The sequence below is a fragment of the Thermacetogenium phaeum DSM 12270 genome (assembly GCF_000305935.1).
Taxonomy (GTDB): Bacteria; Bacillota; DSM-12270; order Thermacetogeniales; family Thermacetogeniaceae; genus Thermacetogenium; species Thermacetogenium phaeum.
In genome coordinates this window covers 1,258,902-1,282,963 of record NC_018870.1, presented here as the reverse complement: position 1 = coordinate 1,282,963, position 24,062 = coordinate 1,258,902, and the positions used below count along the sequence as shown (strand labels likewise).

The 24,062-nt window shown below is 52.3% G+C and carries 22 protein-coding genes, 1 other RNA gene, 2 pseudogenes and 1 riboswitch; all 25 genes and pseudogenes read right to left on the bottom strand.

Features of this window, described 5'->3' with window-relative positions; translation table 11 throughout:
- Positions 1 to 41: 41 nt before the first annotated feature.
- The 25 genes and pseudogenes from TPH_RS16700 to queA all read right to left on the bottom strand — a co-directional run bounded on the left by TPH_RS16700 (position 42) and on the right by queA (position 24,053).
- On the bottom strand, positions 42 to 293 hold the full coding sequence (locus tag TPH_RS16700) for a PASTA domain-containing protein (protein ID WP_456243259.1): 252 nt from the start codon (positions 291 to 293) through the stop codon (positions 42 to 44).
- Positions 294 to 2,114, bottom strand: a pseudogene (locus TPH_RS06320) (stage V sporulation protein D); the annotation flags it as partial.
- Positions 2,115 to 2,190: 76 nt separating this feature from the next.
- Positions 2,191 to 2,673 carry a cell division protein FtsL gene (gene ftsL / locus TPH_RS06315; RefSeq protein ID WP_158502664.1) on the bottom strand — a complete coding sequence of 161 codons (483 nt, stop codon included), beginning with the start codon at positions 2,671 to 2,673 and terminating at the stop codon, positions 2,191 to 2,193.
- A gap of 31 nt (positions 2,674 to 2,704) precedes the next feature.
- Positions 2,705 to 3,652, bottom strand: a complete 948-nt coding sequence (gene rsmH, locus TPH_RS06310; RefSeq protein ID WP_015050358.1) for a 16S rRNA (cytosine(1402)-N(4))-methyltransferase RsmH — start codon at positions 3,650 to 3,652, stop codon at positions 2,705 to 2,707.
- Complete coding sequence (mraZ, locus tag TPH_RS06305; RefSeq protein WP_015050357.1) at positions 3,603 to 4,043, bottom strand: division/cell wall cluster transcriptional repressor MraZ; 441 nt, start codon at positions 4,041 to 4,043, stop codon at positions 3,603 to 3,605. Before mraZ ends, rsmH begins: the two co-directional genes overlap by 50 nt.
- Positions 4,044 to 4,413: 370 nt before the next feature.
- Complete coding sequence (locus tag TPH_RS06300) at positions 4,414 to 5,493, bottom strand: uroporphyrinogen decarboxylase/cobalamine-independent methonine synthase family protein (RefSeq protein WP_015050356.1); 1,080 nt, start codon at positions 5,491 to 5,493, stop codon at positions 4,414 to 4,416.
- Position 5,494: 1 nt separating this feature from the next.
- On the bottom strand, positions 5,495 to 6,511 hold the full coding sequence (locus TPH_RS06295; RefSeq protein WP_015050355.1) for a M28 family metallopeptidase: 1,017 nt from the start codon (positions 6,509 to 6,511) through the stop codon (positions 5,495 to 5,497).
- Positions 6,512 to 6,641: 130 nt separating this feature from the next.
- Positions 6,642 to 7,073 carry an ACT domain-containing protein gene (locus TPH_RS06290; RefSeq protein ID WP_015050354.1) on the bottom strand — a complete coding sequence of 144 codons (432 nt, stop codon included), beginning with the start codon at positions 7,071 to 7,073 and terminating at the stop codon, positions 6,642 to 6,644.
- Positions 7,074 to 7,090: 17 nt separating this feature from the next.
- A complete protein-coding gene (locus TPH_RS06285; RefSeq protein ID WP_015050353.1) occupies positions 7,091 to 8,392 on the bottom strand; it encodes a phenylacetate--CoA ligase family protein in 1,302 nt (433 codons plus the stop codon).
- A 71-nt stretch (positions 8,393 to 8,463) separates the two neighbouring features.
- Positions 8,464 to 8,646, bottom strand: a non-coding RNA gene (gene ssrS, locus TPH_RS14725) — 6S RNA.
- 47 nt (positions 8,647 to 8,693) lie between these two features.
- Positions 8,694 to 10,514, bottom strand: coding sequence for an aspartate--tRNA ligase (gene aspS, locus TPH_RS06280; RefSeq protein ID WP_015050352.1), 1,821 nt, complete (start codon positions 10,512 to 10,514; stop codon positions 8,694 to 8,696).
- Positions 10,511 to 11,797: a histidine--tRNA ligase gene (gene hisS / locus TPH_RS06275; RefSeq protein ID WP_015050351.1), complete on the bottom strand. Its 1,287-nt coding sequence runs from the start codon at positions 11,795 to 11,797 to the stop codon at positions 10,511 to 10,513. The genes aspS and hisS overlap by 4 nt, the downstream gene beginning before the upstream one ends.
- A gap of 56 nt (positions 11,798 to 11,853) precedes the next feature.
- On the bottom strand, positions 11,854 to 12,495 hold the full coding sequence (locus TPH_RS06270) for an MBL fold metallo-hydrolase (protein WP_236608832.1): 642 nt from the start codon (positions 12,493 to 12,495) through the stop codon (positions 11,854 to 11,856).
- Positions 12,496 to 12,498: 3 nt separating this feature from the next.
- Positions 12,499 to 12,948, bottom strand: a complete 450-nt coding sequence (gene dtd, locus TPH_RS06265) for a D-aminoacyl-tRNA deacylase (RefSeq protein WP_015050349.1) — start codon at positions 12,946 to 12,948, stop codon at positions 12,499 to 12,501.
- Positions 12,949 to 12,960: 12 nt separating this feature from the next.
- Complete coding sequence (locus TPH_RS06260) at positions 12,961 to 15,141, bottom strand: RelA/SpoT family protein (protein ID WP_015050348.1); 2,181 nt, start codon at positions 15,139 to 15,141, stop codon at positions 12,961 to 12,963.
- A gap of 64 nt (positions 15,142 to 15,205) precedes the next feature.
- On the bottom strand, positions 15,206 to 15,427 hold the full coding sequence (locus TPH_RS06255; protein WP_015050347.1) for a LapA family protein: 222 nt from the start codon (positions 15,425 to 15,427) through the stop codon (positions 15,206 to 15,208).
- Between the two features lie 44 nt (positions 15,428 to 15,471).
- The gene (locus tag TPH_RS06250) at positions 15,472 to 16,419 is read right to left on the bottom strand and encodes a cation diffusion facilitator family transporter (protein WP_015050346.1); all 948 of its coding nucleotides are present in this window, start codon (positions 16,417 to 16,419) and stop codon (positions 15,472 to 15,474) included.
- Positions 16,420 to 16,651: 232 nt separating this feature from the next.
- Entirely contained in the window at positions 16,652 to 17,707 is a 1,056-nt protein-coding gene (cobT, locus tag TPH_RS06245) for a nicotinate-nucleotide--dimethylbenzimidazole phosphoribosyltransferase (protein ID WP_015050345.1), read from the bottom strand.
- A gap of 233 nt (positions 17,708 to 17,940) precedes the next feature.
- A riboswitch (cobalamin riboswitch) is annotated at positions 17,941 to 18,126 on the bottom strand.
- 64 nt (positions 18,127 to 18,190) lie between these two features.
- Entirely contained in the window at positions 18,191 to 19,048 is an 858-nt protein-coding gene (secF, locus tag TPH_RS06240) for a protein translocase subunit SecF (protein WP_015050344.1), read from the bottom strand.
- A gap of 17 nt (positions 19,049 to 19,065) precedes the next feature.
- Positions 19,066 to 20,370: a protein translocase subunit SecD gene (gene secD, locus TPH_RS06235; RefSeq protein WP_015050343.1), complete on the bottom strand. Its 1,305-nt coding sequence runs from the start codon at positions 20,368 to 20,370 to the stop codon at positions 19,066 to 19,068.
- Between the two features lie 24 nt (positions 20,371 to 20,394).
- A complete protein-coding gene (locus TPH_RS06230; protein WP_028991015.1) occupies positions 20,395 to 21,066 on the bottom strand; it encodes an HD domain-containing protein in 672 nt (223 codons plus the stop codon).
- Positions 21,067 to 21,129: 63 nt separating this feature from the next.
- Positions 21,130 to 21,591: a type II toxin-antitoxin system PemK/MazF family toxin gene (locus TPH_RS06225; protein ID WP_015050341.1), complete on the bottom strand. Its 462-nt coding sequence runs from the start codon at positions 21,589 to 21,591 to the stop codon at positions 21,130 to 21,132.
- Positions 21,588 to 21,788, bottom strand: coding sequence for a hypothetical protein (locus TPH_RS06220; protein ID WP_015050340.1), 201 nt, complete (start codon positions 21,786 to 21,788; stop codon positions 21,588 to 21,590). Before TPH_RS06220 ends, TPH_RS06225 begins: the two co-directional genes overlap by 4 nt.
- A gap of 87 nt (positions 21,789 to 21,875) precedes the next feature.
- On the bottom strand, positions 21,876 to 23,000 hold the full coding sequence (tgt, locus tag TPH_RS06215; RefSeq protein WP_015050339.1) for a tRNA guanosine(34) transglycosylase Tgt: 1,125 nt from the start codon (positions 22,998 to 23,000) through the stop codon (positions 21,876 to 21,878).
- A gap of 15 nt (positions 23,001 to 23,015) precedes the next feature.
- A pseudogene (gene queA / locus TPH_RS06210) lies at positions 23,016 to 24,053 on the bottom strand (tRNA preQ1(34) S-adenosylmethionine ribosyltransferase-isomerase QueA).
- Positions 24,054 to 24,062 lie beyond the last annotated feature (9 nt).

Genomic DNA, 24,062 nt, shown 5'->3' with positions numbered 1-24,062 from the left:
CCTTTCAATGGCTATTTTATCCAGGAATCCATTTCCTAGTATCATGGCTCAACTTCGATGTTGGGTGGAGGGCGGAATTTGACCCTGACACGCCCCCCTGCCGGAAGAGATGTGCCGGGTTGCGGGTCCTGCTCTACGGCGATCCCCGTCGGCAAGTCGTCCCCTTCAGGGACAAGCACAAGACCCATCATCCCCAGCAGCTCTGCCGCATCCCGCAGGGTCTTTCCCTGGAGATTGGGGACTTCCCGCTTGCCATTGGCAGTGGATTCAGGAGGGCGCAGGTCGAGGAGCACCTTGCTCCCCCTCCTCACCTCGACACCGTCGGGGGGAATCTGCCCGTAAACAATCTCTCCGTTTCCTACCCGGCTGCACTCCAACCCCGCTTCCTTCAATATTTTTTCAGCCTCTTGAAGCGGCAGATTGACAACAGGCGGCACAACTGTCATATTCTCCCCGGCCGACTTCTCCTCGGGGCGATAGCGCATCGGAACCCCCAAGTACCGCAGGCTGTCCCTAACAACTTCCCGGAAAACAGGTGCTGCCACCGTACCCCCGTAATAAGGATAACCTTGCGGAGAATCAACTACCACCAGAGCAACGAGTCGGGGATCATCAACAGGTGCAAAGCCGAGAAAAGAGGCTATATAATCGGTAGTTGAATAACCCCCTCCGGGTAGCGGCTTTTGAGCCGTCCCGGTCTTTCCACCCACCGAATACCCTTCAATGTAAGCATTGCGCCCCGACCCCTTGGTGACTACCGATTCCAGCAACTCCCTCTCCAATCGCGATGTCTCAGGGGAAATCACCTGGCGCAGGACCTGAGGCCGAAACCGCTTAACCACTTTCCCCTCGCTGTTCCGCAGCTCTTTAACCAGATAAGGCTTCATCAATTTGCCTCCATTAACCACTGCAGAAAGGGCGGTTACCATCTGCAGGGGGGTAACGCTGTTGGCCTGCCCTATCGAGATGGTTGCCAGGTCGACAGGCTTGACCTGATTCTCGGGAATAATGATACCCGTTGCTTCCCCCGGCAGATCGATACCGAGACAACTCCCGAAGCCGAAGGCCTTGATGTACTTATATAACTTCTGGACACCGAGGCGGAGTCCCAGAGTGATAAATCCGGGGTTACAGGAGTTTTGAACTACCTCGGCCAGGGTCTGGCTCCCATGCCCTTCCGGAAGCCAGCAGTGGATTACCTCTCCGTTAACCCTGATGCTACCGGGATCAAAAAAGCGGTCATTTCTGTCGGCCACCTTCTCCTCCAGAGCAGCAGCCAGTGTAACAATTTTAAAAGTAGAACCCGGTTCATAGCTGTCGGCAATGGCCTTATTGCGGCGCGCCTGATTGGAGTACTTTTGATAGTTATTGGGATCGAAATCCGGCCTGTTAGCCATAGCAAGGATTTCCCCGGTATGCGGGTCCATCACAATAATTGTAGCACTTTTTGGGCTGCGTTCCTGAAAGATTTTATCCAGTTCCCGCTCTGCAATATACTGGATGGTCTGGTCGATAGTAAGAACAACACTCAGACCTTGCTCAGGTTCGATAAACTGATGGGTGGACTCAGGGATTTCATGGCCGGCGGCGTCGTACTCCACCAACAGACGCCCCTCCAAGCCGGATAACTCCTTGTCGTAGGCCACTTCGATCCCTTCCAGCCCCTGGTTGTAGTCTCCGGCAATCCCCAGGACATGACATGCCAGATTCTTCTTTGGATAATAGCGTTGGGGTTTTGGAATTATCCCTATGCCAGGGAGTTTTTTCTCCCTTATTTCCTTAGCCTGTTCCTGGGTGAGTTTAAACTTAATCCAGACAGAATGCTGTTTTCGGGTAAGAAGTTCATAGACGTCTTCTTCTTTCATTTCAAGGATCCGCGATAACTCCCGGGCCACATAAGCCGTCTTGCCCGACTTTGCGACTTCGGCAGGCACGGCATAGCAGGCCTCAGTGCTGATACTTACCGCCAGCTCATTACCGTTGCGATCGTAGATTACTCCCCGCTTGGGTTCGACCACGATCTCCCGAATCCGGTTTTGGAGCGCCTGCTGCTGATACCAACTGCCTCTAACCAGCTGCAGCCAGAAAAGGCGCACGTTCAACAGCAAGAAAACAAAAAAAGAAGAAAAAAAAGAGCTGTTATCCTCTTGCGAACATCAACATTTCTGGCCGCCAATCAGATGCACCCCGTCAGCGCGGCGAAGCTTCGGCTCTGCCTATCAATTGCTCGGCCACCCGGGTCAAGGCATTAGCCCGTTCCTTGTCCTGCTCTAATTGAGCTTCTTTGCTCTCAGCTTCCTCGCTCTCAGATAGAAGAGATGCCTCCGCCGGTAGAGCGGCGAGCACTACATCTGCCGGTTCTTTCATCCCCAGTTTCGATCTGGCGATCTCCTCTACCCGTTCCGGGCTTTGAAGCTCCGCCACCATTAATTCTAAACGCTTGTTTTCTCTTTGCAAAGCAGCAATACTCTGTTTTGTCGACTCAATCTGGTATCCGATCGCCGCTACCTGGCTGTGCTTGTATATGTAAAAAAGTCCAAAGGCAAAGCCAAAAAGGATAACGCCGACAATCTTTATGTAGACAACAGCCTTCAGCCGTGCTCGCGGCCTACTCAGCGGTCTCGTCTGTGTCCAGAGGTGAGAATGCCGAAGGGATTGTCTCTTTTCTGCCAATACCAAATCTATTCACCTCGCTCTCCTGATATTACATAATGGACGGCAACTTTTCGGCAGCCCGCAACTTAGCACTGCGCGCTCTCGGGTTCTGCCTGCACTCTGCTGGGGAGGGCACCAGGGGCTTTTTGGTGATAATTTGTAAAATGGAAGCACCGGCGTACTCCCTGAAAATATTCTTGACTATCCGGTCCTCCAGGGAGTGAAAAGTTATCACAACAATTCTTCCCCCGGCAGATAAAAAAGGTATACCCGCCCGGATCCCTTCTTCAATCCCGGCAAGTTCGTCATTGACTGCAATGCGCAGGGCTTGAAAAGTGCGCCGGGCGGGATGGGGGCCTTTGCGGCGAGCTGCCGCAGGTATGGCATCCTTAATGATCTCGACCAACTGGTGGGTCGTCGTAATAGGCGCGCTCTCTCTCCGCTCGACGATAAAACGGGCGATCCGGCGCGCCCATTTTTCCTCCCCGTAACGAAAAATGATGTCGGCTAGTTCCCTTTCCGAGAGGGAATTTACCAGGTCCTTTGCCGTGGTCTGAGAGCCCTCATCCATTCTCATGTCCAGCGGTGCATCGTAGTTGTAGCTAAATCCCCGTTCCGGATCGAGTAGCTGATAGGCGGATACTCCCAGATCAAATAAAATGCCGTCTACCTGAATAACCCCGAGCTTTTTCAGAACCACCGCAAGGTGGCGGAAATCACACTTAACAAGGGTAACCCTGTCCAGGTAAGGAGCGAGCACATCCTTTATGCGTTCAAGTGCCTTGCCGTCCTTATCAAAACCGATCAGACGCCCTCGAGGACCGATACGGCGGAGTATTTCCCCGGCGTGCCCGCCGCCGCCGAGAGTGCAGTCAACATAAGTGCATCCTTCCTTGAGCGCCAGCAGATCAAGGGCTGTTTCCAGCATCACCGGAATGTGCTCTACCTCAGCCACCAAAAGCACCGCCTTCTCCCATTTTTTCTGCCAGTTCTTCATATGTTTCCTCGGCACCGGCACAGTATTCGGACCAGCGGTCCGCCGCCCAGATCTCGATTCTGGAGGAAACCCCAATAATGGCAACCTCCCTGGTTATTGACGCATATTCCCGAAGTGAGGGAGGAATCAGGACGCGCCCCTGAGCGTCCAGTTCGCACTCAGTGGCACCGGAGAAAAAGAAGCGGGAGAAAGCTCTGGCTTCGGGACGAGTAAGGGGTAGAGACTTCAGCTTCTGCTCCAGCTGCCGCCATTCTTCCATGGGGAATACGAAAAGACAGTGATCCAGACCGCGCGTGGTGATGCAGCGTTCTCCCAGGCAGGCCCTGAATTTCGCCGGGAGAATCACACGCCCTTTGCTGTCAAGATTGTGGTGGTATTCCCCTATGAACAACGCTGCCCCACCCCGTTAAATAATTAACCCACTTTGCACCACTTTCCACCACCACATTATTCTTGATCGATAAGCAAATTCCTGCTCTTCCTAATAAAAAAACTGTATAAATTTTTAGGACGTCAATCCCGTTCAAAGCACTTTGAATGCACTCCCCCATAACAAATTCCGTCTTGACGACGCCGGACAATTTTAGGAACTATAGCCAGAGCAATACACATCAAAGAAGTTTCGCCAAATAAAATTGGATAGGTTGACGGAAGAGTTGAAAAAAGAGGTGAGAACAACGATAAAAAACCGGGCTTTTCCTAAAGCCCGGTACGGATTCGCAGTCACGCGGCCGAATGGCATTATCAAAATATAACTAACATCAATCAATGATGGCTTTCCACTCATTTGACAGCTCTGCAGTCAAGCTGTAAATGCGCTCTGCCTGGGGTTCCGTCAGCGTTCCTGCCCCACAGGCAGGAGTGATCAAGCTCTGCGTATAGAGCAGTCGAGCTGTGACCCCTTTGTCAATCAGATCCTGCAACAACCTGTGCATCCGTCCTCGCAAAGAAGCGGTATCCTCACAGGAAAGGGCATTCCCATCGGTAGGAACAATACCCCAGGCTATCACTCCCCCTCTTTCCATAAAACCCCTGATCAGGTCCGGAAAAAGCAAAAAGCTGTCTGCAAACTGATAGGTATCAAAGCTGATGACATCAACGTCGGCCTCCAGTAGCAGCGACCAGTCCAGATCGGAACAGGAATGCACCCCCGCAAGACCCCCGGCGCCGCGTACGCAGGATGCGAATTCCGCCAGTACATCCTGCACATCCCCTCTATCGACGCCGATCCGATCATATCTCCCGTAGCTGTCGATGACGGGGTCGTCCATGAAGATCATAACGGGAAGACCGAAACTACTCAGGGTCCTAACCTGCCAGAGCGCCTGCAGAGAGAGCTGCTTGAGAATAACATCTCGCAGCATCGGGTTATAGTAGGACGGCACTCCTTTCTGATCGGTAATCTGGAAGGCGGCTGTGAGCAGGCCTACCACCTGCCCTTTCAAATATCTGGCAGTTTCCAGACCAGAGCGCTGCAGTTCTCGGCAGAAATGATAAAATCCCTCAGCAGCTCCCGGAGAAAAAGCAAATCTGCGCAGTGCTGCCTCATCCCCTTCGGTAGCCCGGAGGTAGAGGTCATAGAAACCGGCTAGGCGCTCAGGCCAGTCCGGTTCCTCATCGAGGAAGCAAGCACGCGTCCCCTTTTCCACCTTCAGCAGCCCCAAGTCCAATAACACCTGAAGAAACTGAGTGTAGTAAAATTCCTTAGCCGACAATTTGGGGAGCTGCGGCCAGTGGGGGATTACAGGAAAAAATTTTTTGACAATGGATACTGCTGCAGCCGGATCGGTATGCGGCAAGCTGCCGATCCCAGTCGCCAGACCGCAAGGTGAGAATTTCATCCTATCTCTCCCTTTCAGCCAGTTTTTCAACCATCTTCACAACCAGTCTAACCCCATTTTCCAGTTTACTGGGAACGATTCGCTCCGGGATGTCCTCAAAGGTGTGGTTTTTTTCGAGCCAGTCCGGAGAGAGAATGGTTACCGCCGGGATACCATCTTCAGCAAACGCCCAATGATCGCTGTTATAACCGGAACTCGAAGACAAAACCCTGACGTCAACAGCAACGCCGACTTCCCGGGCAGCTTCCTCCACTATAGGCAGCAACCGGTTCTTTCGGTCTTTTGTCCAGACGAGGAAGCTCACCGGGCTACCCGTACCCAAAGAATCAAGGTTGATGACTGCCTTTATCCTCTCAGGTGAAAAGCGGGAGGCAAAGTGCCGTGATCCGTACATGCCCTCCTCCTCACCGGTCCATGCCGCGAAGATCACCGGGAAGGGCAAGGCTTCCTCCTCTGCAGTTAGCACTCGTGCCGCCTCCAGCAGTACAGCGACCCCTGATGCGTTGTCATTGGCACCGGGAAAATAACCGGGTCCATAGGCACCGAGGTGATCATAATGAGCCGAAATGATTACCGTTTGGGGAACCGATCCCCCTTCTGCGGGGCCGATCGCAGCCAAGACGTTATCGCTTAACAGAAACTCCTCCTCCCGGACAACTGGCTTCCAGCGCAAACCCCTCTTCAACAGGGTAAAGCAGGGTATTCGTAAGCTCTGGAAGAAGGTACCTGCCTCCCCTGCAGGCCTGCACCCGCTTCTCCGGAGCTGCGAGGCAATATATCGTGCCGCATAGTCGGCCCCCCTGCTTCCGGGAGCTCTTCCTTGAAACTCGGGAGCTGCCAGTTTCCGAACATGAAAGAAAGCTAATTCACCCGATGGGGCAACTTTCCCTGTTGCAGACTCCTTCACTCCAGGGAGCGCTGTCAGCCAGCGAGGAACCGCCGCCAGCAGCACTGCCCCCAGCACAAGAAAAATAACGAGGTTCAACAGCTTTCTTTTGTTAAATTTTTTCCCTTCCATGTTCTATGCTTCCAGTTTCTTCAGAATCATCATAACTATCCCGCTCAGAGCAACCGGCAGCTGTTAAAACAAAACCCTTATCAATAAAAGTTTCATAGGCCCTGCGCAGCTCTTCGGCCTATAGCCGTCATTAAAGGTTGTAGACCTCCTCTCCGCTCAACACCTTTATTCCCTTTCCCAACATTAACTGTTCGGCAACCCGGGTGTTCTCCACCCGGAACACCGCCAGGGCGTCCCCGGACACCTGGGCGACAAACGCATACATATATTCTATATTGATCCCGGCTTCCTGCATCAAATCAAGGACATCTGCCAGGCCTCCCGGCCTGTCGGGGATCTGTACGGCAATCACCTCGGTCATTCTCACGGTAAAATTTGCTTTTCGGAGGGCCTCGTAGGCCCTGTCCGGTTCGTTGACGATCAGGCGCAGGATCCCAAAATCTGTCGTATCCGCCACGGAGAAGGCCCGAATATTAATTCCCTGATCGCCGATGACCCTGGTTACACTTGCCAGCCTACCGCACTTGTTCTCCAAAAAAACGGTTATCTGCTTGACAGGCAAAAGGGTTCCCCCTTTCTTTAAAGTTGACGGCGGTCGATGACCCGCGTCGCCTTACCCTCTGAGCGCTCGATAGTTTTCGGCTCAACCAGCTTCACCTTAACGCTGATGCCTAAAACGGCTTCAATTTCGCGCCGAATTTCCTCCTCCAGCTTTTCCAATTTTCTGATCTCGTCGGAGAAGACATCTTCCGATATTTCCACCCAGACCTCCAGCTCATCAAGCTGGCCTTTACGATCGACAATGATCTGATAAAAAGGCTCTGTATGGCTGATACGGAAGAGAACCTCTTCAATCTGGGAGGGAAAGACATTGACACCTCTGATGACTAGCATATCGTCGGTTCGACCCTGGAAGCGGTCGATCTTGATATGGGTACGTCCACAGGAACAGGGCTCTTGGATGATTCTGGTAATATCCCGCGTCCGGTAGCGCAGTAGTGGAAGCGCTTCTTTTGTTAGGGTAGTTATTACTAATTCGCCGTATTTTCCCGGAGGAAGTTGTTCCCCCGTTTCCGGGTCAACAATCTCTACCAGGAAGTGGTCTTCCCAGACGTGCAACCCCTCCTTGACCGGACACTCCACAGCTACCCCCGGACCTATGATCTCACTAAGCCCGTAGACATCAAGAGCAAGAATACCGAGGCGCCCCTCGATTTGTTTCCTAAGGTTTTCCGACCATGGCTCCGCTCCAAACAGGCCTCCTTCGAGGCTCAAATCGTCCTTGGAAACCCCCATCTCCTCCATAACTTCCGCCAGATAGAGGGCATACGAAGGGGTACAGGTGAGGATGGTGCTGCCGAAATCCTTCATGATCATAATCTGCCGCTTGGTGTGCCCGCCGGAAACGGGAATCACCGAAGCGCCGATCCGCTCTGCTCCATAGTGGACACCCAGCCCTCCTGTAAAAAGCCCGTAGCCGTAAGCGTTCTGAATCTTGGAGTGCTTACCGGCTCCGCAGCAGGTCAGGGAACGCGCCATCACTTCCGCCCAGACATCCAGGTCATGGCGTGTATAACCGACGACAGTCGGTTTCCCCGTTGTTCCTGATGAGGCATGGAGGCGCACCACCTCACTCATGGGAACGGCGAACAGGCCATAGGGGTAGTTATCACGCAGGTCGTTTTTCGTGGTAAAAGGAAGCTTAACAAGATCGCCAAGGGTCTGAATATCGCCGGGCATAAGCCCCAGCTTTTGGAATGCGTGGCGATAGAAAGGAACTTCGTGATAAACGCGGCTTACAGTCGCACGCAGTCGTTCTTCTTGCAGGGCATGCAGCTCTGAGCGAGGCATGCACTCATACCTCTCATTCCAGTACGTCAAGAATCATCCTCCTCGCCCACTTTTATTACAACAATGTTAAGGTATCTGTAAATGGATGTCAACAGAAAACTAAAAACCCCACAAATGCCGTGGTTACCCGGGTTTGTGAACCTGGCTCAAGCACTGTGGTGCCCTCCTGGTTGCTTTTTGTTACCCCGAAAAGAGGGGCCTACAAGCCACAACCAGAGTCCAGGCTCCAATTGTTTTGGTGTTGGCTCAAAACTCCTGGGATTCCACGCGCATCGCAGGGTTTTGCCTGACTTTTTTTGCAGTTAGATCATAACACACGTATTGGCGTTTTTCAAGAATCCAGTTGTCGGCAGCTCTTGACGCTCTGATCGGTCAACGCCGGCAGGCACTTAATATGCAACTCCTGTAGCTGTTTCGGCGCTACTGGAGCCGGTGCCTCTGTCATCAGGCAGGTAGCACTCTGCGTCTTCGGAAAGGCGATCACATCTCTGATTGTTTCTAAATGCAGCATCAGCATCAAAAGCCTGTCGAAACCAAAGGCAATGCCGCCGTGCGGCGGTGCCCCGTAGTCCAGGGCATCCAGTAAAAACCCAAACTTCTCCTCGGCCTCCTCCTTTGGCAATCCGATAACTTGAAAAAGTTGCTCCTGCAAATCGCGGCGGTGATTCCTGATGCTTCCACCGCCGATCTCCGTTCCGTTTAAAACCAGATCATAAGCCTTTGCTCTTACTCTTTCAGGATGAGACTCCAGAAGGTGCAGATCCTCATCTCTGGGAGAAGTAAAAGGATGATGCACAGCTTCGTATCTTTTCTCGTCTTCATTGTATTCGAGGAGAGGAAATTCTGTTATCCATACAAAGGAAAATTGCCTATTATCAACCAGACCAAGCCGGTCTGCCAGTTGCAACCGCAACCGGCCGAGCACCTCTTCGGCTACCTCCTGCCGGTCGGCAATAAACAGAAGAAGATCCCCTGTGCGCCCGCCCATCATGCCGATCAGAGTCTCCAGCTCTGGCGGGCGGAAGAGTTTTGCCAGGGGAGACCTAACTCCATTTTCCTCCAGGGCAAACCAGGCAAGGCCGCGAGCGCCCCAACTAACAGCCAGCTTAGACAATTCATCCAGCATCTTGCGGCTAAAAGAACCGGCCTCCGGTACCCTTATCCCCTTCACAACCCCACCTCGCTCAACTGCATCGGCAAAAACGCGACAGGAGCTCTTCCCGGCCAGTGACGATACATCCACGAGCTCCATATTAAAGCGCAAATCAGGTTTGTCGGTTCCGTATCGTTTCCTTGCCTCAGCATATGTAAGGCAAGGGAAGGGCCTCTTTAGCTCGACACCGAGCACTTCCCTAAAAAGGTCCACCAACATCTCTTCGGTGAGATTCCGGATATCCCTTTCCTCCACGAAGGACATCTCTATATCCAGTTGGGTAAACTCCGGCTGGCGGTCGGCTCTCAGGTCTTCATCCCGGAAACACCTGGCAAACTGAAAATAACGCTCAAAACCGGCGATCATCAGAAGCTGCTTGAACAGCTGCGGTGACTGCGGCAGGGCATAAAAACTGCCTGGATTGACCCGGCTCGGTACCAGATAATCCCTGGCACCTTCCGGAGTGCTTCTCGTGAGGAGAGGTGTTTCCACTTCCAGAAAGTCATGAGTGGTAAGAAATTTCCTGATGACGAGGGCAGCTTGATGCCGCAGGGAAAAGACCCTCCAGCTGGCAGGGCGCCGCAGATCGATGTAGCGATAGCGCAATCTCAGAGCCTCATCGACATTGGCGGCCTCTGTTGGATAAAAGGGCAAGGCCCTAGCGACGTTGAGGATTACGATTTCCCGGGCAGCTACTTCGATCTCACCGGTGGCCATATTGGGGTTCTCCGTTCCCTCAGGGCGTTTTCTTACAACACCTCTAATGGCAAGTACATACTCGGCACGCACCGGTTCTGCCCTGACGAAGGCCACTTCATCAATATCCGGACTAAACACAACCTGAACTATGCCCGTGCGGTCACGAAGGTCAACGAAGATTATCCCCCCGTGATCCCGTCTTTTGTGGACCCACCCCATGAGAACAACTTCCAAGCCGGCAAGGGAAAGAGACAGTTCACCGCATCCGTGAGTTCGTTTTAAACATCCGCCGTTTCTCACAATTCTGCCTCCCCACTTTTCCTGTTTTCAAGAAACCGGAACAGTTCCTGCTGAGTCACGTTTATTTGACTTCCTCTCTCCATGTCCCTTAGAGTAACTTTCCCCTCTTTCATTTCCTCCGTTCCCAGGATGACAACGAAGCGGGAACCAAGCCTTCCTGCCTGCTTCATCTGCGCTTTAAGGCTCCGCGACAAGAAATCCTTTTCCGCAGGATAACCGGCACGTCTCAACTTCACCAGAAGGGACATTGCTTCTTTTTCCAGCTCCCCTGAAGGATCCTCTCCTGCCGTGGCCACAAAAATATACTCCGGCCGCTTGATGGGGAGCTCGACTCCTAGTTTTTCCAGTGCGATGAGTACCCGCTCCAGCCCAATAGCCACCCCGATGCCGGGCACCGGAGAACCCCCACAGGTTTCAACGAGGTTATTGTAGCGCCCTCCTCCGGCAACAGAGCTTTGGGCACCCATCCCCTCCAGTGACACCTCAAAAGCAGTCTGAGTATAATAATCCAGGCCGCGCACCAGCCTTTCATTAACTCTAAAGGAAATACCGGCAACCCGAAGCAACTCCCGCACTTTCTGAAAGTGTCCCCGGCACTCGGGACAGAGGTACTGGTGGATTCCCGGTGCATCCTTCAGGAGATCTTGGCAACGCTGCTCTTTGCAGTCGAGCAGACGCAGGGGATTGCGCTCGATCCTGTCCCGGCAGTACTCACAGAGAGACTCCCGATGCTCATTCATGAACTCTCGAAGATCCCTTCCAAAAACAGGCCGGCACTCCGGGCAGCCGACACTGTTCACCTCCACCCGCAGACCTTTCAGACCGAGCCTGGATAAAAAATCCCACGTATAGCAAACGACCTCGGCGTCCAGAGATGGGTCATTGCTTCCAAAAGCCTCAATGCCGACCTGATGGAACTGCCTCATTCGCCCGGCTTGAGGTCGGTCGTAGCGAAACATCGGCCCGAGATAATAGAGCTTCACCGGTTGCGGTTGATTCTGCAGATGATGCTCCAGGTAAGCCCTTACTACAGCTGCCGTCCCTTCAGGGCGCAGCGTAATGCTCCTTCCTCCCCGGTCCTCAAAGGTATACATCTCCTTCTGCACAACATCGGTGGTATCCCCGATGCCTCGCAGAAACAGCTCAGTATGCTCGAAAATCGGTGTCCGGATCTCCTGGTATCCGTAGATAGCGCTGATCTCTCGCGCCACCGCCTCAATATAATGCCACTTTTCAATTTCACCTGGCAACAGATCCCTGGTACCCCGAGGTGCCTTGATCAATTCTACCAACTCCTTTACTCAACTTCAGTCAAGAGAGGGCATTCCGCAGCCCAATTTTAGAGAAACGGATTGTTCACGCGCTCGTGCCCAATCGTGGTCGCCGGACCATGCCCAGGATAGACGATGCAATCGTCTCCACATACAAGGATTTTGTTCTTGATGGAAGCAATCAACTCGCTGAAAGAACCGCCCGGAAAGTCGGTTCTTCCAACCGATCCCGCAAATAGTGTGTCCCCTGTGAAGATCATCCCCGGCGCCTGGAGAGAAATTCCACCTTTGGTATGCCCGGGCGTATGGAGAACCGTCAGCTTATCATTCCCTACAGCGATCTCATCACCATCCCGCAATGTCAAATCTGGAGGTGAGCACCGGTAATTCATTCCCAAATAGCGGGATAAATTTAAAGCGGGATCAGAGAGCATGGGAGCATCGTCGACGTGGATGGCAAGCCTGGCACCGGTGCCTTCCCTGACCTGCTCGTTCGCCGCGGTGTGATCGATGTGCCCGTGGGTATTGATAATGTACTTTACCTGCAGGCCCTCCCTGCCGATCTCCGCCAGGATGCGCTCCCCTTCCCCACCGGGATCGATCACCACTCCCTCCTTCGTTTCTTCACACCAAACAAGAAAGCAGTTGGCCGCCAGGGCACCCACTGCCAGGCACTTTACCAGCATCTTATTTTGCTTACCTCCCTGCATTTATTAAAATCTCTTCTTGCTGTCCAACAGGATGGTTACGGGACCATCGTTGATGATTCCGACCTCCATCTTCGTTCGGAACTCACCGGTAACCAGGTTAAGCCCACTCTCTCCCAGATACCTTAAAAGCATCTCCAACAAAGGGCTGGCCTCCTCCGGTGCGGCTGCCTCCGTAAAACTCGGCCGCCTCCCCTTGCGACAATCACCGTAAAGGGTAAACTGCGATACCACCAGAAGATCCCCACCCATATCGCAGACCGAATAATTGAATTTTCCCTCACCATCGGGAAATATCCGCAGATTTAAAATCTTCTCGGCGAGGTAACGGGCATCCTCACTGCTGTCATCTTTCCCTACCCCCACCAGGATGACAAGACCGGTGCCAATCGAACGCCTCTCTTTACCCTCTATCTGCACCCAACCTCTGCTCACCCTTTGGACCACAGCTCGCACGACAAACACTCCTTATTTAGGAACAACCCTGTGAACCTCTAGCACATCACTGACACGGCTCACTTTTTGCATAACAGTGTAAAGGTGTTCTATATCACGTATCTCCAGTTTCAGGTTGACGAGGGCCATTTTGTTCTTCTTGGCCCTGGCATTGACGGCATTGATGACGGTCCTGGTATCAGCAATGGTGTTCATGATGTCAGTAGTCAAATGCGGCCTGTCGAGTGCCTTGACTTCAATTTCCACCTGGTACGTCGTCGGGACATCTTCCTCCCAGCTCACATCGATCATTCTCTCCCTTTCCCCTTGAAAGTGGTAAGCTATATTCGGGCAATCCACCCTGTGGACGGATACCCCTCTTCCCCTGGTAATATACCCGATAATCTGGTCACCGGGCAAGGGATTGCAGCAGTGGGAAAGATGTACAGCAAGATTTTTTACCCCCCGGACGCGCACCCCTGTTGATACCGGTGCCCGCTTTTCCGGGACCTTGACCAAAAAGCCGGGTTCTTTTTCTGCGGCGGGGAGCTCAGGAGGCTCTTCTTTTTTCCGGAGCTCATCCCGTACCTTGGCGATTACGCTCAATGGTGAAATCGTCCCATCGCCGATCCCGGCATAGAGATCGTTTTCGGTCTGAAAGCCAAGCCGCTGACAGATGGCATCTTTACCTTCCAGTTTATAAAAGCTGGACGAGTCGTACCCCTGTCTGCGCAGCTCCTTCTCCAGCAGTTCTCTGCCCCGCAGGATGTTATCCTCTTTTTTCTCCTTTTTGTACCACTGCCTGATGCGGTTCTTAGCCTGGGACGTCTTAACGATTGAAAGCCAGTCCCGACTCGGGCCGCCGCTCTGCTTGGACGTCAGGATTTCTACGATGTCCCCATTTTTTAACCGATAATCAAGCGGTACAATCCTGCCGTTGACCTTCGCTCCGATGCAGCGATGACCTACTTCCGTATGGATGCGGTAGGCAAAATCAATGGGAACTGAACCGGACGGCAACTCGACAACATCCCCTTTGGGGGTAAAAACAAACACGACATCGGAAAAAAGGTCAATTTTCAAGGACTCCATAAATTCCCTGGCGTCCCTTAGTTCATGCTGCCATTCCAGAATCTGCCGGAGCCAGGAAAGCTTTTTTTCGAATTCGGGGTCGTTCAGCCGACCCCCCTCCTTATATCGCCAATGGGCGGCGATTCCGTACTCGGCGGTGCGGTGCATTTCGAATGTCCTGATCTGCAATTCAAAGGGCTCACCGAGGGGTCCCACCAAAGTGGTATGCAGCGACTGGTACATGTTCTGCTTGGGCATGGCGATGTAATCCTTAAATCGCCCCGGAATAGGCTTCCACATGGTATGCACTATACCCAGGGTTGCGTAACACTCCTTAACCGTCTCGACGATCACCCTGACGGCCACCAGATCGTAGATCTCTGAGAGGTCCTTCCCCTGATCGACCATTTTCCTGTAGATGCTGTAAAAATTCTTGGGACGGCCGGAGATTTCCGCCTTAATACCCGCTTCCGTCAGCTTTTCGCGGAGCTTTGTGATCACCAAATTGATATAATCCTCTCGCTCTTTGCGCTTTTTAGCGATCCTATCTGCCAGCTCATAGTATTTATCCGGCTCCAGGTAGCGAAAAGCCAGATCCTCCATCTCCCACTTAATCTTGTAAATGCCCAGGCGGTGAGCAACAGGAGCGAAGATCTCCAGTGTTTCCCGCGCTATTTCCCGCTGCTTGGGAACCTCATGGGCTCCCAGGGTGCGCAAATTATGCAGGCGGTCAGCCAGTTTTATCAGTATCACCCGGATGTCACGCGCCATTGCCAGGAACATCTTGCGCAAATTCTCCGCATGCCGGTCTTCCTTCGACTTGTATTCGATCTTTCCCAGTTTGGTCACTCCGGCTACAAGGAAGCGCACCTCTGGTCCAAAATCTGTCTCAATATCCTGCAAAGATGTATTGGTATCCTCCACAACATCGTGCAGCAAACCGGCTACAATAGAGGTTATATCCAGCTGCAGATCTGCCAGAATGCAAGCAACTTGCAACGGATGCTCGATAAAAGCCTCGCCGGAATTGCGAAACTGCCCTCGATGGGCTTCTTTGGCAAAGAGATAGGCGCGCTCCACCAGTTCTCTATCAAAATTCGGGTAGTATTGTTCAATTTTAGCTAATAAGCGCGCCAAACTCATCTGTTAACCCCCTGTCTACTAGATAATATCGTATGTTAGACAAGATGAACCAGTCAAGTGGCGGCTATTTGGGGCGCAAAGGGGGCCTACTCTTCTTGTTTCCGTAACACCCGATGAAAATTCCCATCACAAGCCCGATCAGAACCGTTCCAAAAATCACCAACACCAGAGGCATTTCCGGTATTGTCCAAAAAAAGAATCTGATGGCCACAGGTCCCGCATTCTGCACGGCAAAAACCGCAATGAGAATAGCGAAGGCAAAAATACCCAAAAAAAAGCCAGGCATGATCTCCGTCCTCCAAACCCGAATAATTTCACCTTCATCTGAGATTATTCTCCCTCTGAAGCCGAATTCCTCCCATCTTTTTCCCCCTTCAGTGACAGCATGCACTCTGTTTGTGTGCAATCGGAACAGTCATAGCCGATCCGGCAGGGCTCTACGTGAATCAGCACATGGGAGCCGGGATAAGCCTCCCGAATCTTCTCTTCAATGGCATCACAAATCATATGACTCTCCGAAACATTAAAATGCTGCGGCATCACCAAATGCAAATCAATAAAGCGCTCCGACCCCGCCTTGCGCGTTCTCAGCTCATGATAGCCGACAAAATTTGCCCCGTAAGCGGCTATTATCTCCATGATCCTTTTCTCTTCTTGCGACGGCAGGCTGGTATCCAGCAACGGTAAAAAGGCTTTTCTCGTCAGATCATAAGCCGCCTTAATAATCAACAAGCCGACACCAATGGCAATCAGGGGATCGAACAGTTGAAGACCTGTGACCCATAGCAGCAGCAATCCCCCGGCCACACCCACCGACGTATAAACATCTGTTCTCAAGTGCCAGGCATCGGCCTCCAGAGCAACAGAGTCGGACTCCTGAGCAGTTTTCATCAGGAGTGAAGATATAACCCAATTGATAACAGCAGAAAAACCCATAACAATTAGGCCCCAAAAAGGCGCTGCCACTCTGGCCCCTGTGATCAGCTTGATAACCGCTTCCCTGATAATCCATGCAGCCGCCATAAAGATCAAAATGGCTTCAATTACACCGGAAACGTTCTCAATTTTCCCGTGTCCGTACCGGTGCTCGGCATCAGGCGGTTTGCTGCTTTTGCTAACTGCGAAAAAAGCGATTACTGCTGCTATTAAATCCAGTCCGGAATGGATCGCCTCGGAAAGAACACTGACAGAGTTTATAGCCACCCCTACAGCCAACTTGAAGACTACAAGGACGGTGTTCGAAAGAACCGAAAGCCTGGCTACCTCTACTTTTTTCAATTGTCAGTACCTCCCGGTCGTTTATATATGCGTTTATATAATAATAAAAAGGAACTTCACCAGGGTTTTTAACTTGATGAAGTCCCACGGGATATCTGTGCGAACCCGCTGTCCGTAAAGACCCGGCACAGGCAACGGCCCAGCCTGACATTGTCATAAAGATATTATCATAACGGGCAACAGCAGGCAATTAAATGATAATTGATATCAAAGATAACTCTCTATATCCAGCTCAATGCAAACCCTCGTCGCTAACCCCCGCTTCTTCGAATGTGGCCATTTCTCTGACGATCTTCAAGGCGGCGTCAATTATAGTAAAGGCGAGGGCGGCTCCCGTTCCTTCTCCGAGCCTCATTCTCATATGAAGCATGGGCTCGACTCCAAGCCAGGTAAGCATGATTCTGTGCCCTGGTTCCTCGGATAGGTGAGAGGCGATCATATAATCCACCGCCCGGGGCGCCAATGAACGGGCGATCATGGCAGCAGCACCGGAGATGAAACCGTCGATCACGACCGGAACCCGGGAAGCGGCAGCCCCGAGGATCACCCCGGCCAGGCCGCCGATCTCAAAGCCGCCCACCTTCGCCAGCACATCCAAGCCGTCCCGGGGATCCGGAGTGTTCACTGCAAGCGCCTTCTCTATCAACTGGGCCTTGCGCTGCACACCTTCGGGATTCAGACCCGTTCCCTTCCCCGTCAGAAGAGGCACGGGGAAACCTGTAAATGCCGCCAGGATGGCGGTGCTCGGCGTCGTATTGCCGATACCCATATCCCCCGTGGCCAGCAGCTGGGTGCCCCCCCTGATCTCCTCTGTGGCAATTTCGATCCCCGCCTCTACAGCGGCACGCGCCTGCTCTCTGGTCATAGCAGGCCCCTCAGCGATATTATTTGTACCGGGCCCAATGCGTCGTACGACCAGGCGCGGGTCGTCGACAACTTTGGCCATTCCCATATCGACACAAACCACCCGGGCACCGGCATGCCTTGTTAACACATTAATGGCAGCCCCTCCGTTAAGGAAGCCCCTCACCATTTGCGGTGTTACCTCCTGGGAAGCAGCGCTGACTCCCTCTCTGGCTATCCCGTGATCCCCCGCCATGGTTATCACCGCCTTTTTCTCCAACCAGGGCATTGTTTCCCCGGTGATGCCGGCTATTTTAATCGCCACATCTTCCAGCATTCCCAGGCTGCCCATAGGCTTAATCAAGGCATCCTGGCGCCGACGCGCCCTTGCCTGAGCCTCCTTATCAAGCTCCCCAATTTTTGCAATTGTTTCTTCAAACAACAATTCGATCAGACCCCCTACATTTTTATATTCATTACCGTGCTTCCGGTAGCACGGATTAGCGGCCGGTGATAATGTATCTCTTACCCCTCCGTTACCGGTGACGACCTTGCCTGCGAGTTGTCTTCACAGAGGCTGGTCGGCATGGTATTTCAACCCACAGGCCGGCAAACATGCCGGGCGCACACCAAAAAGTCCCCAGCCACTAATGGCTGGGGACTTTACCATCATCCCTCAGAGAGCCCTGTCGGCAGGCAGGTCTCCTGGCTCCAGGTCATCCATCAACCGCGCCTTCCCGCCCCGGTGTTCCGTGGCAGTGGCCTCCCGCGGCCTGTCCCTGGTTACAGTGGCGGGTCCGCTCAGGACTTACACCTGATTCCCTATTCTCCCGTAACACGGGCACCTGCCAACGTAAAAACTGATTTAATTGTCACCGTTCGTGTCAATTATACCGATGTTTAACAGATAATTCAAGAACAAAAAAAATCAAACACCTTCTCCCCTTAAGCGCCGGTAGTCATACCAGAGCGGGCTGGCTACAAAGATCGATGAATAACACCCGGCCGTCACCCCGATCAGCAGGACAATCATAAAGGTTCTGATGGTCACTCCCCCGAAGAAAATCAGAGCCACCAGACAGAAAAGCACAGCCAGGACGGTGTTGATCGATCGGGCCAAGGTCTGAATGATGCTTTTATGAAAAATCTCATCCAGAAGCTCCCCTTTCTTGCGTTTCTTCAGGTTCTCGCGGATACGGTCAAAAACGACTATGGTATCGTTAATCGAATACCCAACAATCGTCAACAGAGCAGCGATAAACGACCCGTCAACCTCTAATCCCAGAATACTTGTTAATCCCACCGTCACCAGGATATCATGAAAAAGAGCAGAAACAGCTGCCAGCCCCGACAGGAACTCAAAGCGGATGGTAATGTAAACGATCATCAGAGCGAAAGCTATGGCGAGAGCTAAAAGGGCTTTGTTGCGCAATTCCTTTCCGATGGTCGGCCCCACATTCTCGTTGCGCAGCAGCTCGTAACTGCCGAACTTTTCTCGAAGAGCCTGCAAGAGAGAACCGCTCTCCTTCTGAGAGAGGTCCCGGGCTCGGATAATGATGATATTCCCGGCGGCAGTCTGCACATTCGCCTTCTCAACGCCAACGTCCTCTAAAACCGGAAGGACATCCCCTGACTCCACCGCCTTTTTAAATTTGAGTTCGATATAACTGCCTCCTCGAAAATCAATCCCCAGGTTGAGGCCTTTTACGGCTAAGGAGATCAAACCGGGTACGATAACCAACAGCGATATCAGATACCAGTACTTCCTCAACTTGATCAGATTCACTTCAAAGCCCTCCTCCTTTAAACCCCATAGGCCTTCGGATTAACTACCAACCGCGACCGCGCCACCAGATGCAGTACGAATCGGGTAAAGGTGATCGCAGTAAACATGCTCACCAGGATACCGATGCTCAAAGTTATCGCAAATCCTCTGATGGGACCGCTCCCCAGGTAATAAAGGACTCCTGCAGCAATCAATGTCGTCACATTGGCATCCAAAATCGCCCGGAAGGCATTATAGAAGCCCGCATCGATGGCAGAACGCAGGGTTTTTCCGGCCCGCAACTCCTCCTTTAACCTTTCGTAAATAATAATGTTGGAGTCAACCGCCATTCCGATGGAGAGAATGAAACCGGCAATGCCCGGCAAGGTTAAAGTCGCTTTGAACAGGAGAAAAACAGAGATGACGATCAATCCATAAACGATCAGGGAAAGGTTGGCAATTACGCCCGGCCAGCGGTAGTACAAAATCATAAAGATGAATATCAAAGCAACGCCGATGATTCCGGCCTTCAGGCTCCGCTCCAGGGATTCCTTCCCCAGGGTCGGGCCGACGCTCCTCTTTTCCAAAAGCTTCACATTAACGGGAAGGGCTCCGGAGCGCAGCAAAATGGCTTCCTTCTGAGCCTCCTCCAGTGTCTCGTACCCGCCGCTGATGACGGCATTACCATCAGGAATGGGATCCCTCACCACCGGGGCGGTCAAAAGCCTTTCATCCAGGTAGATGGCAATCCTCCTGCCCACATTGGCGGTCGTCACCTCACTAAAAATCCTGGCACCTTCCTTATCGAATTTCAAAACAACTTCCGGTTCGTTATTATTAGGGTTTAACTGAGCACGGGCATCGCTCAGGTATCTTCCGGTCAGGACTGTCTTTCCATCCTCTGTCTTGAATTCCAGCTTGGCCATTCGGCCGAGCATCTCCACAGCTTCTTCCGGATCTTTGACGCCGGGCAACTCGACAATCACCCTGTCGCTGCCCTGCTTCTGGATCAGGGGTTCTGTCAGCCCGTAAGCATTGACCCTATTGTTAAAAATGGCGATCAGCCTATCAATCGAGTCAGCGGTAACCGGCGCCTCTTTGGTCGGGACTGCCTGATAAACGACATGCACACCACCGCGCAGGTCAAGCCCCAGGTGTTTCTGCAGTTGCCCGGCAAGGGGCTTGATTGAAAAGACAGCGACGCACAAAATCGCTCCTACAAGCAGAAAAAAAAGCGTTGACACCCCCCAGTTGATTCCGGCATTCTTCTCCTTTTTTCCTGTTACGGAAACTGCCTGCTGCTTCTCTGCGATCTTTTTCTTTTGTCTTTCCTTTTTAGACATCAATCTAACTCCTTCCCAGGGAATTTAAACCAGCTTATTCCCGTTTATCTCCATGCCAAAGCTGCATCGCAGAAAACCGGCTGCTCTTCTGCACATCAGCATTCGGGTCAAAAAAATTTCAAAATAATCCATCACCGGACTAATGGCCGGATCGATCTCCAGTTCCAGGATGATGCTGCGCTTTCCGGCATCGACCCTCAGAAAGGAACGCTCCACCGCATAATTAACCCGGTCGTGGATATCGAACTTCGACTGCTCCTTATTCCTTACCCGGCTGCGGTGCACATCCGCCTTATCGGCAAGAATCAAGGCTGCAGCCACGTTGTTGACAGGTTGTCCGGTCGCTTCATCATGGTTTCCGATAGCCGCTACGATAGTAAAAATCTCATCGGGGCACATGCCCATCTGGTCTAATATGTAATAGGCAAGCACCCCTCCTGAGAGATGATGACCGTTGCGGTTAATCACATTGCCGATGTCATGGAGGTAGCCGGCAATAGCAGCCAGCTCTGCCTCCCTTCTGGGATAGCCCAGCATCTTGAGCACATTACAAGCAATGCTGGAAACCAGATTCAGATGACGGTAGCCGTGCTCTGTAAATCCCATCACTCTGAGGTTGTCATTGCCGACCCTGATCAGGGTATCTACTATAGGGTTTTTCTTAATTAATTCCAGGGTGATCGCCTGCTTCTGCACTTGCCCGCTTCCTTCACCTTTTCTCAATCCTATATACATTCGCTGCCCTTTCTTAGATTCCTCCTAGATGGATCTTCTTTCTGGAGACTTTCCTTCCGGATTTGTCAACATTCTCCACTTTTTCGACAACTGCTGTTTGGTCTGAAGGCGCTGTACCGTGCTTAAACCCAGGCTCAACTTGATAGCCTCATCAACTCGCCGCATCACCATTCTATCCAACTGCCCTAAATAATTATCCCTATGGAAAAAGGATTTATCAATAGTCCGGATCTGAGTAAACAGGGCAATGTGGTCGGTCGCCAGCCCGTTGCCTCCTCCTGCCTTGATCATCACCCCCAGCAAAAGGTGCTTTAGGCGGAGGTTGGGGAATAAGGGAACGACAATAACCGACTGGCAAAAGCGGTTACCAACATCATTCTGAATAACGAGAACCGGCTGCCTGATTTTTTCACCTGCCGCTCCGTTAAGTTCAATCAGGTAGATATCCCCACGCTCAATTGTAAAGCCATTTCCTTCGACAATCACCACCATCCCTCCCCGACATCTTTGGCAACCCGTTCCAGAAGCATATTTTCCTTCTCCTCCCAGCAACGGGGTAGATTTTCAACAACCCTGCTAACGAGAAGGTATTCCATCTGCAGCCGCTTTCTTAATTGCAGTCGGCCGATCAAACCCAGGAAAGCCTCCGGTATAACCCTCGATATCAGCCCACCTATTTTCACTTTTGCGATCATCTCCCATTTAGTTCAGTACTCTTACCACTATTTGGACATCAAGGGATCTCTTTCCTGCCGCGGCTTTTGTCTCAATTATTCTACATTTGTTGAATTTAACTGTTTTAGAAACTCATCCATGTGCTCTTCAAAGCGGTCCTCCCGGATGGCCTGTCGTATTTCTGCCATCACACCGAGGGTAAAATAAAGGTTGTGAATGGTCAAAAGACGATGGCCCAGTATTTCTTCAGCTTTGAAGAGATGCCGTAAATAAGCCCTGCTGTAGTTACGGCAGGTGTAACAACCGCAATCCGCGTCGATAGGGGAGAAATCATCTGCAAACTCGGCGTTCCGCACCACCACTTTCCCTTTCGAAGTCAGCGCCGTGCCATTGCGGGCTATTCTAGTTGGCAGGACGCAATCGAAAAGGTCGACTCCCCGCGCCACCCCTTCCCAAAGACAATCGGCAGTACCCACCCCCATCAGATAGCGCGGCCTGTCCTCCGGCAACAAAGGGGTCGTCTTTTCTAAAACTTCATACATGATCACCTTCGGCTCTCCTACACTCAATCCCCCAACAGCATAACCGGGAAAGTCGAGAGCGGTTATCTCTCGAGCGCTGCGCTCCCGCAATTCCGGATAAACGCTCCCCTGAACAATACCGAACACCACCTGGCCCGGGGCATGAGGAGCCTTTAGACTTCGCTCCGCCCAGCGTGTTGTGCGCTCCACAGCCTCCAGTGCCTCCTCATAGGAGCAGGGAAAAGGTGCACAAACATCAAAGGCCATCGCGATGTCGGAGCCGAGAACGGCCTGAATCTCCATAGACTTTTCGGGGCTTATAAAATGAGGGGAACCGTCAAGGTGAGATCTAAAGTGCACACCGTCATCCGTAATCCGGCGCAGGGAACCGAGGCTGAAAACCTGAAATCCACCGCTGTCCGTAAGGATAGGGCCCTGCCAGTTCATGAATCTGTGAAGACCGCCGGCCTTATTGATTATTTCCGTACCGGGCCGCAGATAGAGATGATAGGTGTTGGAAAGGATTATTTCCGCTCCCAGATCGGAAACCTCCTCCGGGGTCAATGTCTTAACAGTCGCCTGAGTCCCCACAGGCATGAAAGCAGGAGTATGAATAACACCCCGCGGCGTGCGGATAATCCCCAGGCGGGCCATGCTCTTTTTGGATTTTTTCAAGAGTTGAAAATGAAAGAACCCCATTGCGGGGCACCTCCCTTAGATAATCAGCATTGCATCTCCGTAGCTGAAAAAACGGTAGCGCTTCTCCACCGCTTCCCTGTAGGCACTAAGGACGCGCTCCCGTCCGGCAAAGGCACAAACCAGCATCAGCAAAGTGGAGCGGGGAAGGTGGAAGTTGGTGAGGAGACCATCGATGACCCGGAAGGAAAAGCCAGGGTAGATGAAAAGCCTTGTCCATCCCTCACCGGGAAGGATCCTGCCGCCATCAAAGGGGGCGCTCTAAAGCACCCTTACAGTCGTGGTTCCGACGGCAACAACACGCCCTCCCTCCTGTTTTGTTCTGTTGATCAAATCGGCAGCAACCGGTTCCAGTTTCCAGTATTCAGCGTGCATTTGATGCTTTTCCACATCGGCAACACGAACCGGACGGAAGGTCCCCAACCCGACATGCAGCAGGACAAAGGCAATCCGCACACCCTTTTCCTGCAATCTCCGCAATATTTCCTCTGTAAAATGAAGCCCGGCCGTGGGGGCAGCTGCCGATCCCGGAATTCGGGCATAAACGGTCTGATAGCGCTCTCTGTCGATCTGCTCTTCATCCCGTTTAATATAAGGAGGCAGAGGCACCTTGCCGATCTTAAACACCTCATCCCAGAATTCCTGTTCCGATACTCCGGTGAACCTGACCAATCTTCCCCCATCCGGAGTTTTCCCCTCGATCACACAACTCAGAGATCCGTTGCCGAAAATTAGGGTTTCCCCTATCCTGGCCTTTTTGCCGGGTCTAACCAGCGCCTCCCAGACTAAAGAAGCCTTTTCCTCTAACAGTAATAATTCTACCTGGCCACCGGTTCTTTCCCTCGCTCCCAACAGCCGTGCCGGGAAAACCTTGGTCTCGTTTAAAACCAGGAGGTCTCCCGGCACCAGAAAATCGCCGATTTCGCTAAAGCTCGTATGGATAATTGCGCCCCCCTTTTTGGGGAGCACAAGGAGCCTGGAACCTTCTCGACGGGCTGCAGGATACTGAGCAATCAACTCATCCGGCAGATAATAATCGAAGTCACTGATGTGCATAAGCTTTCC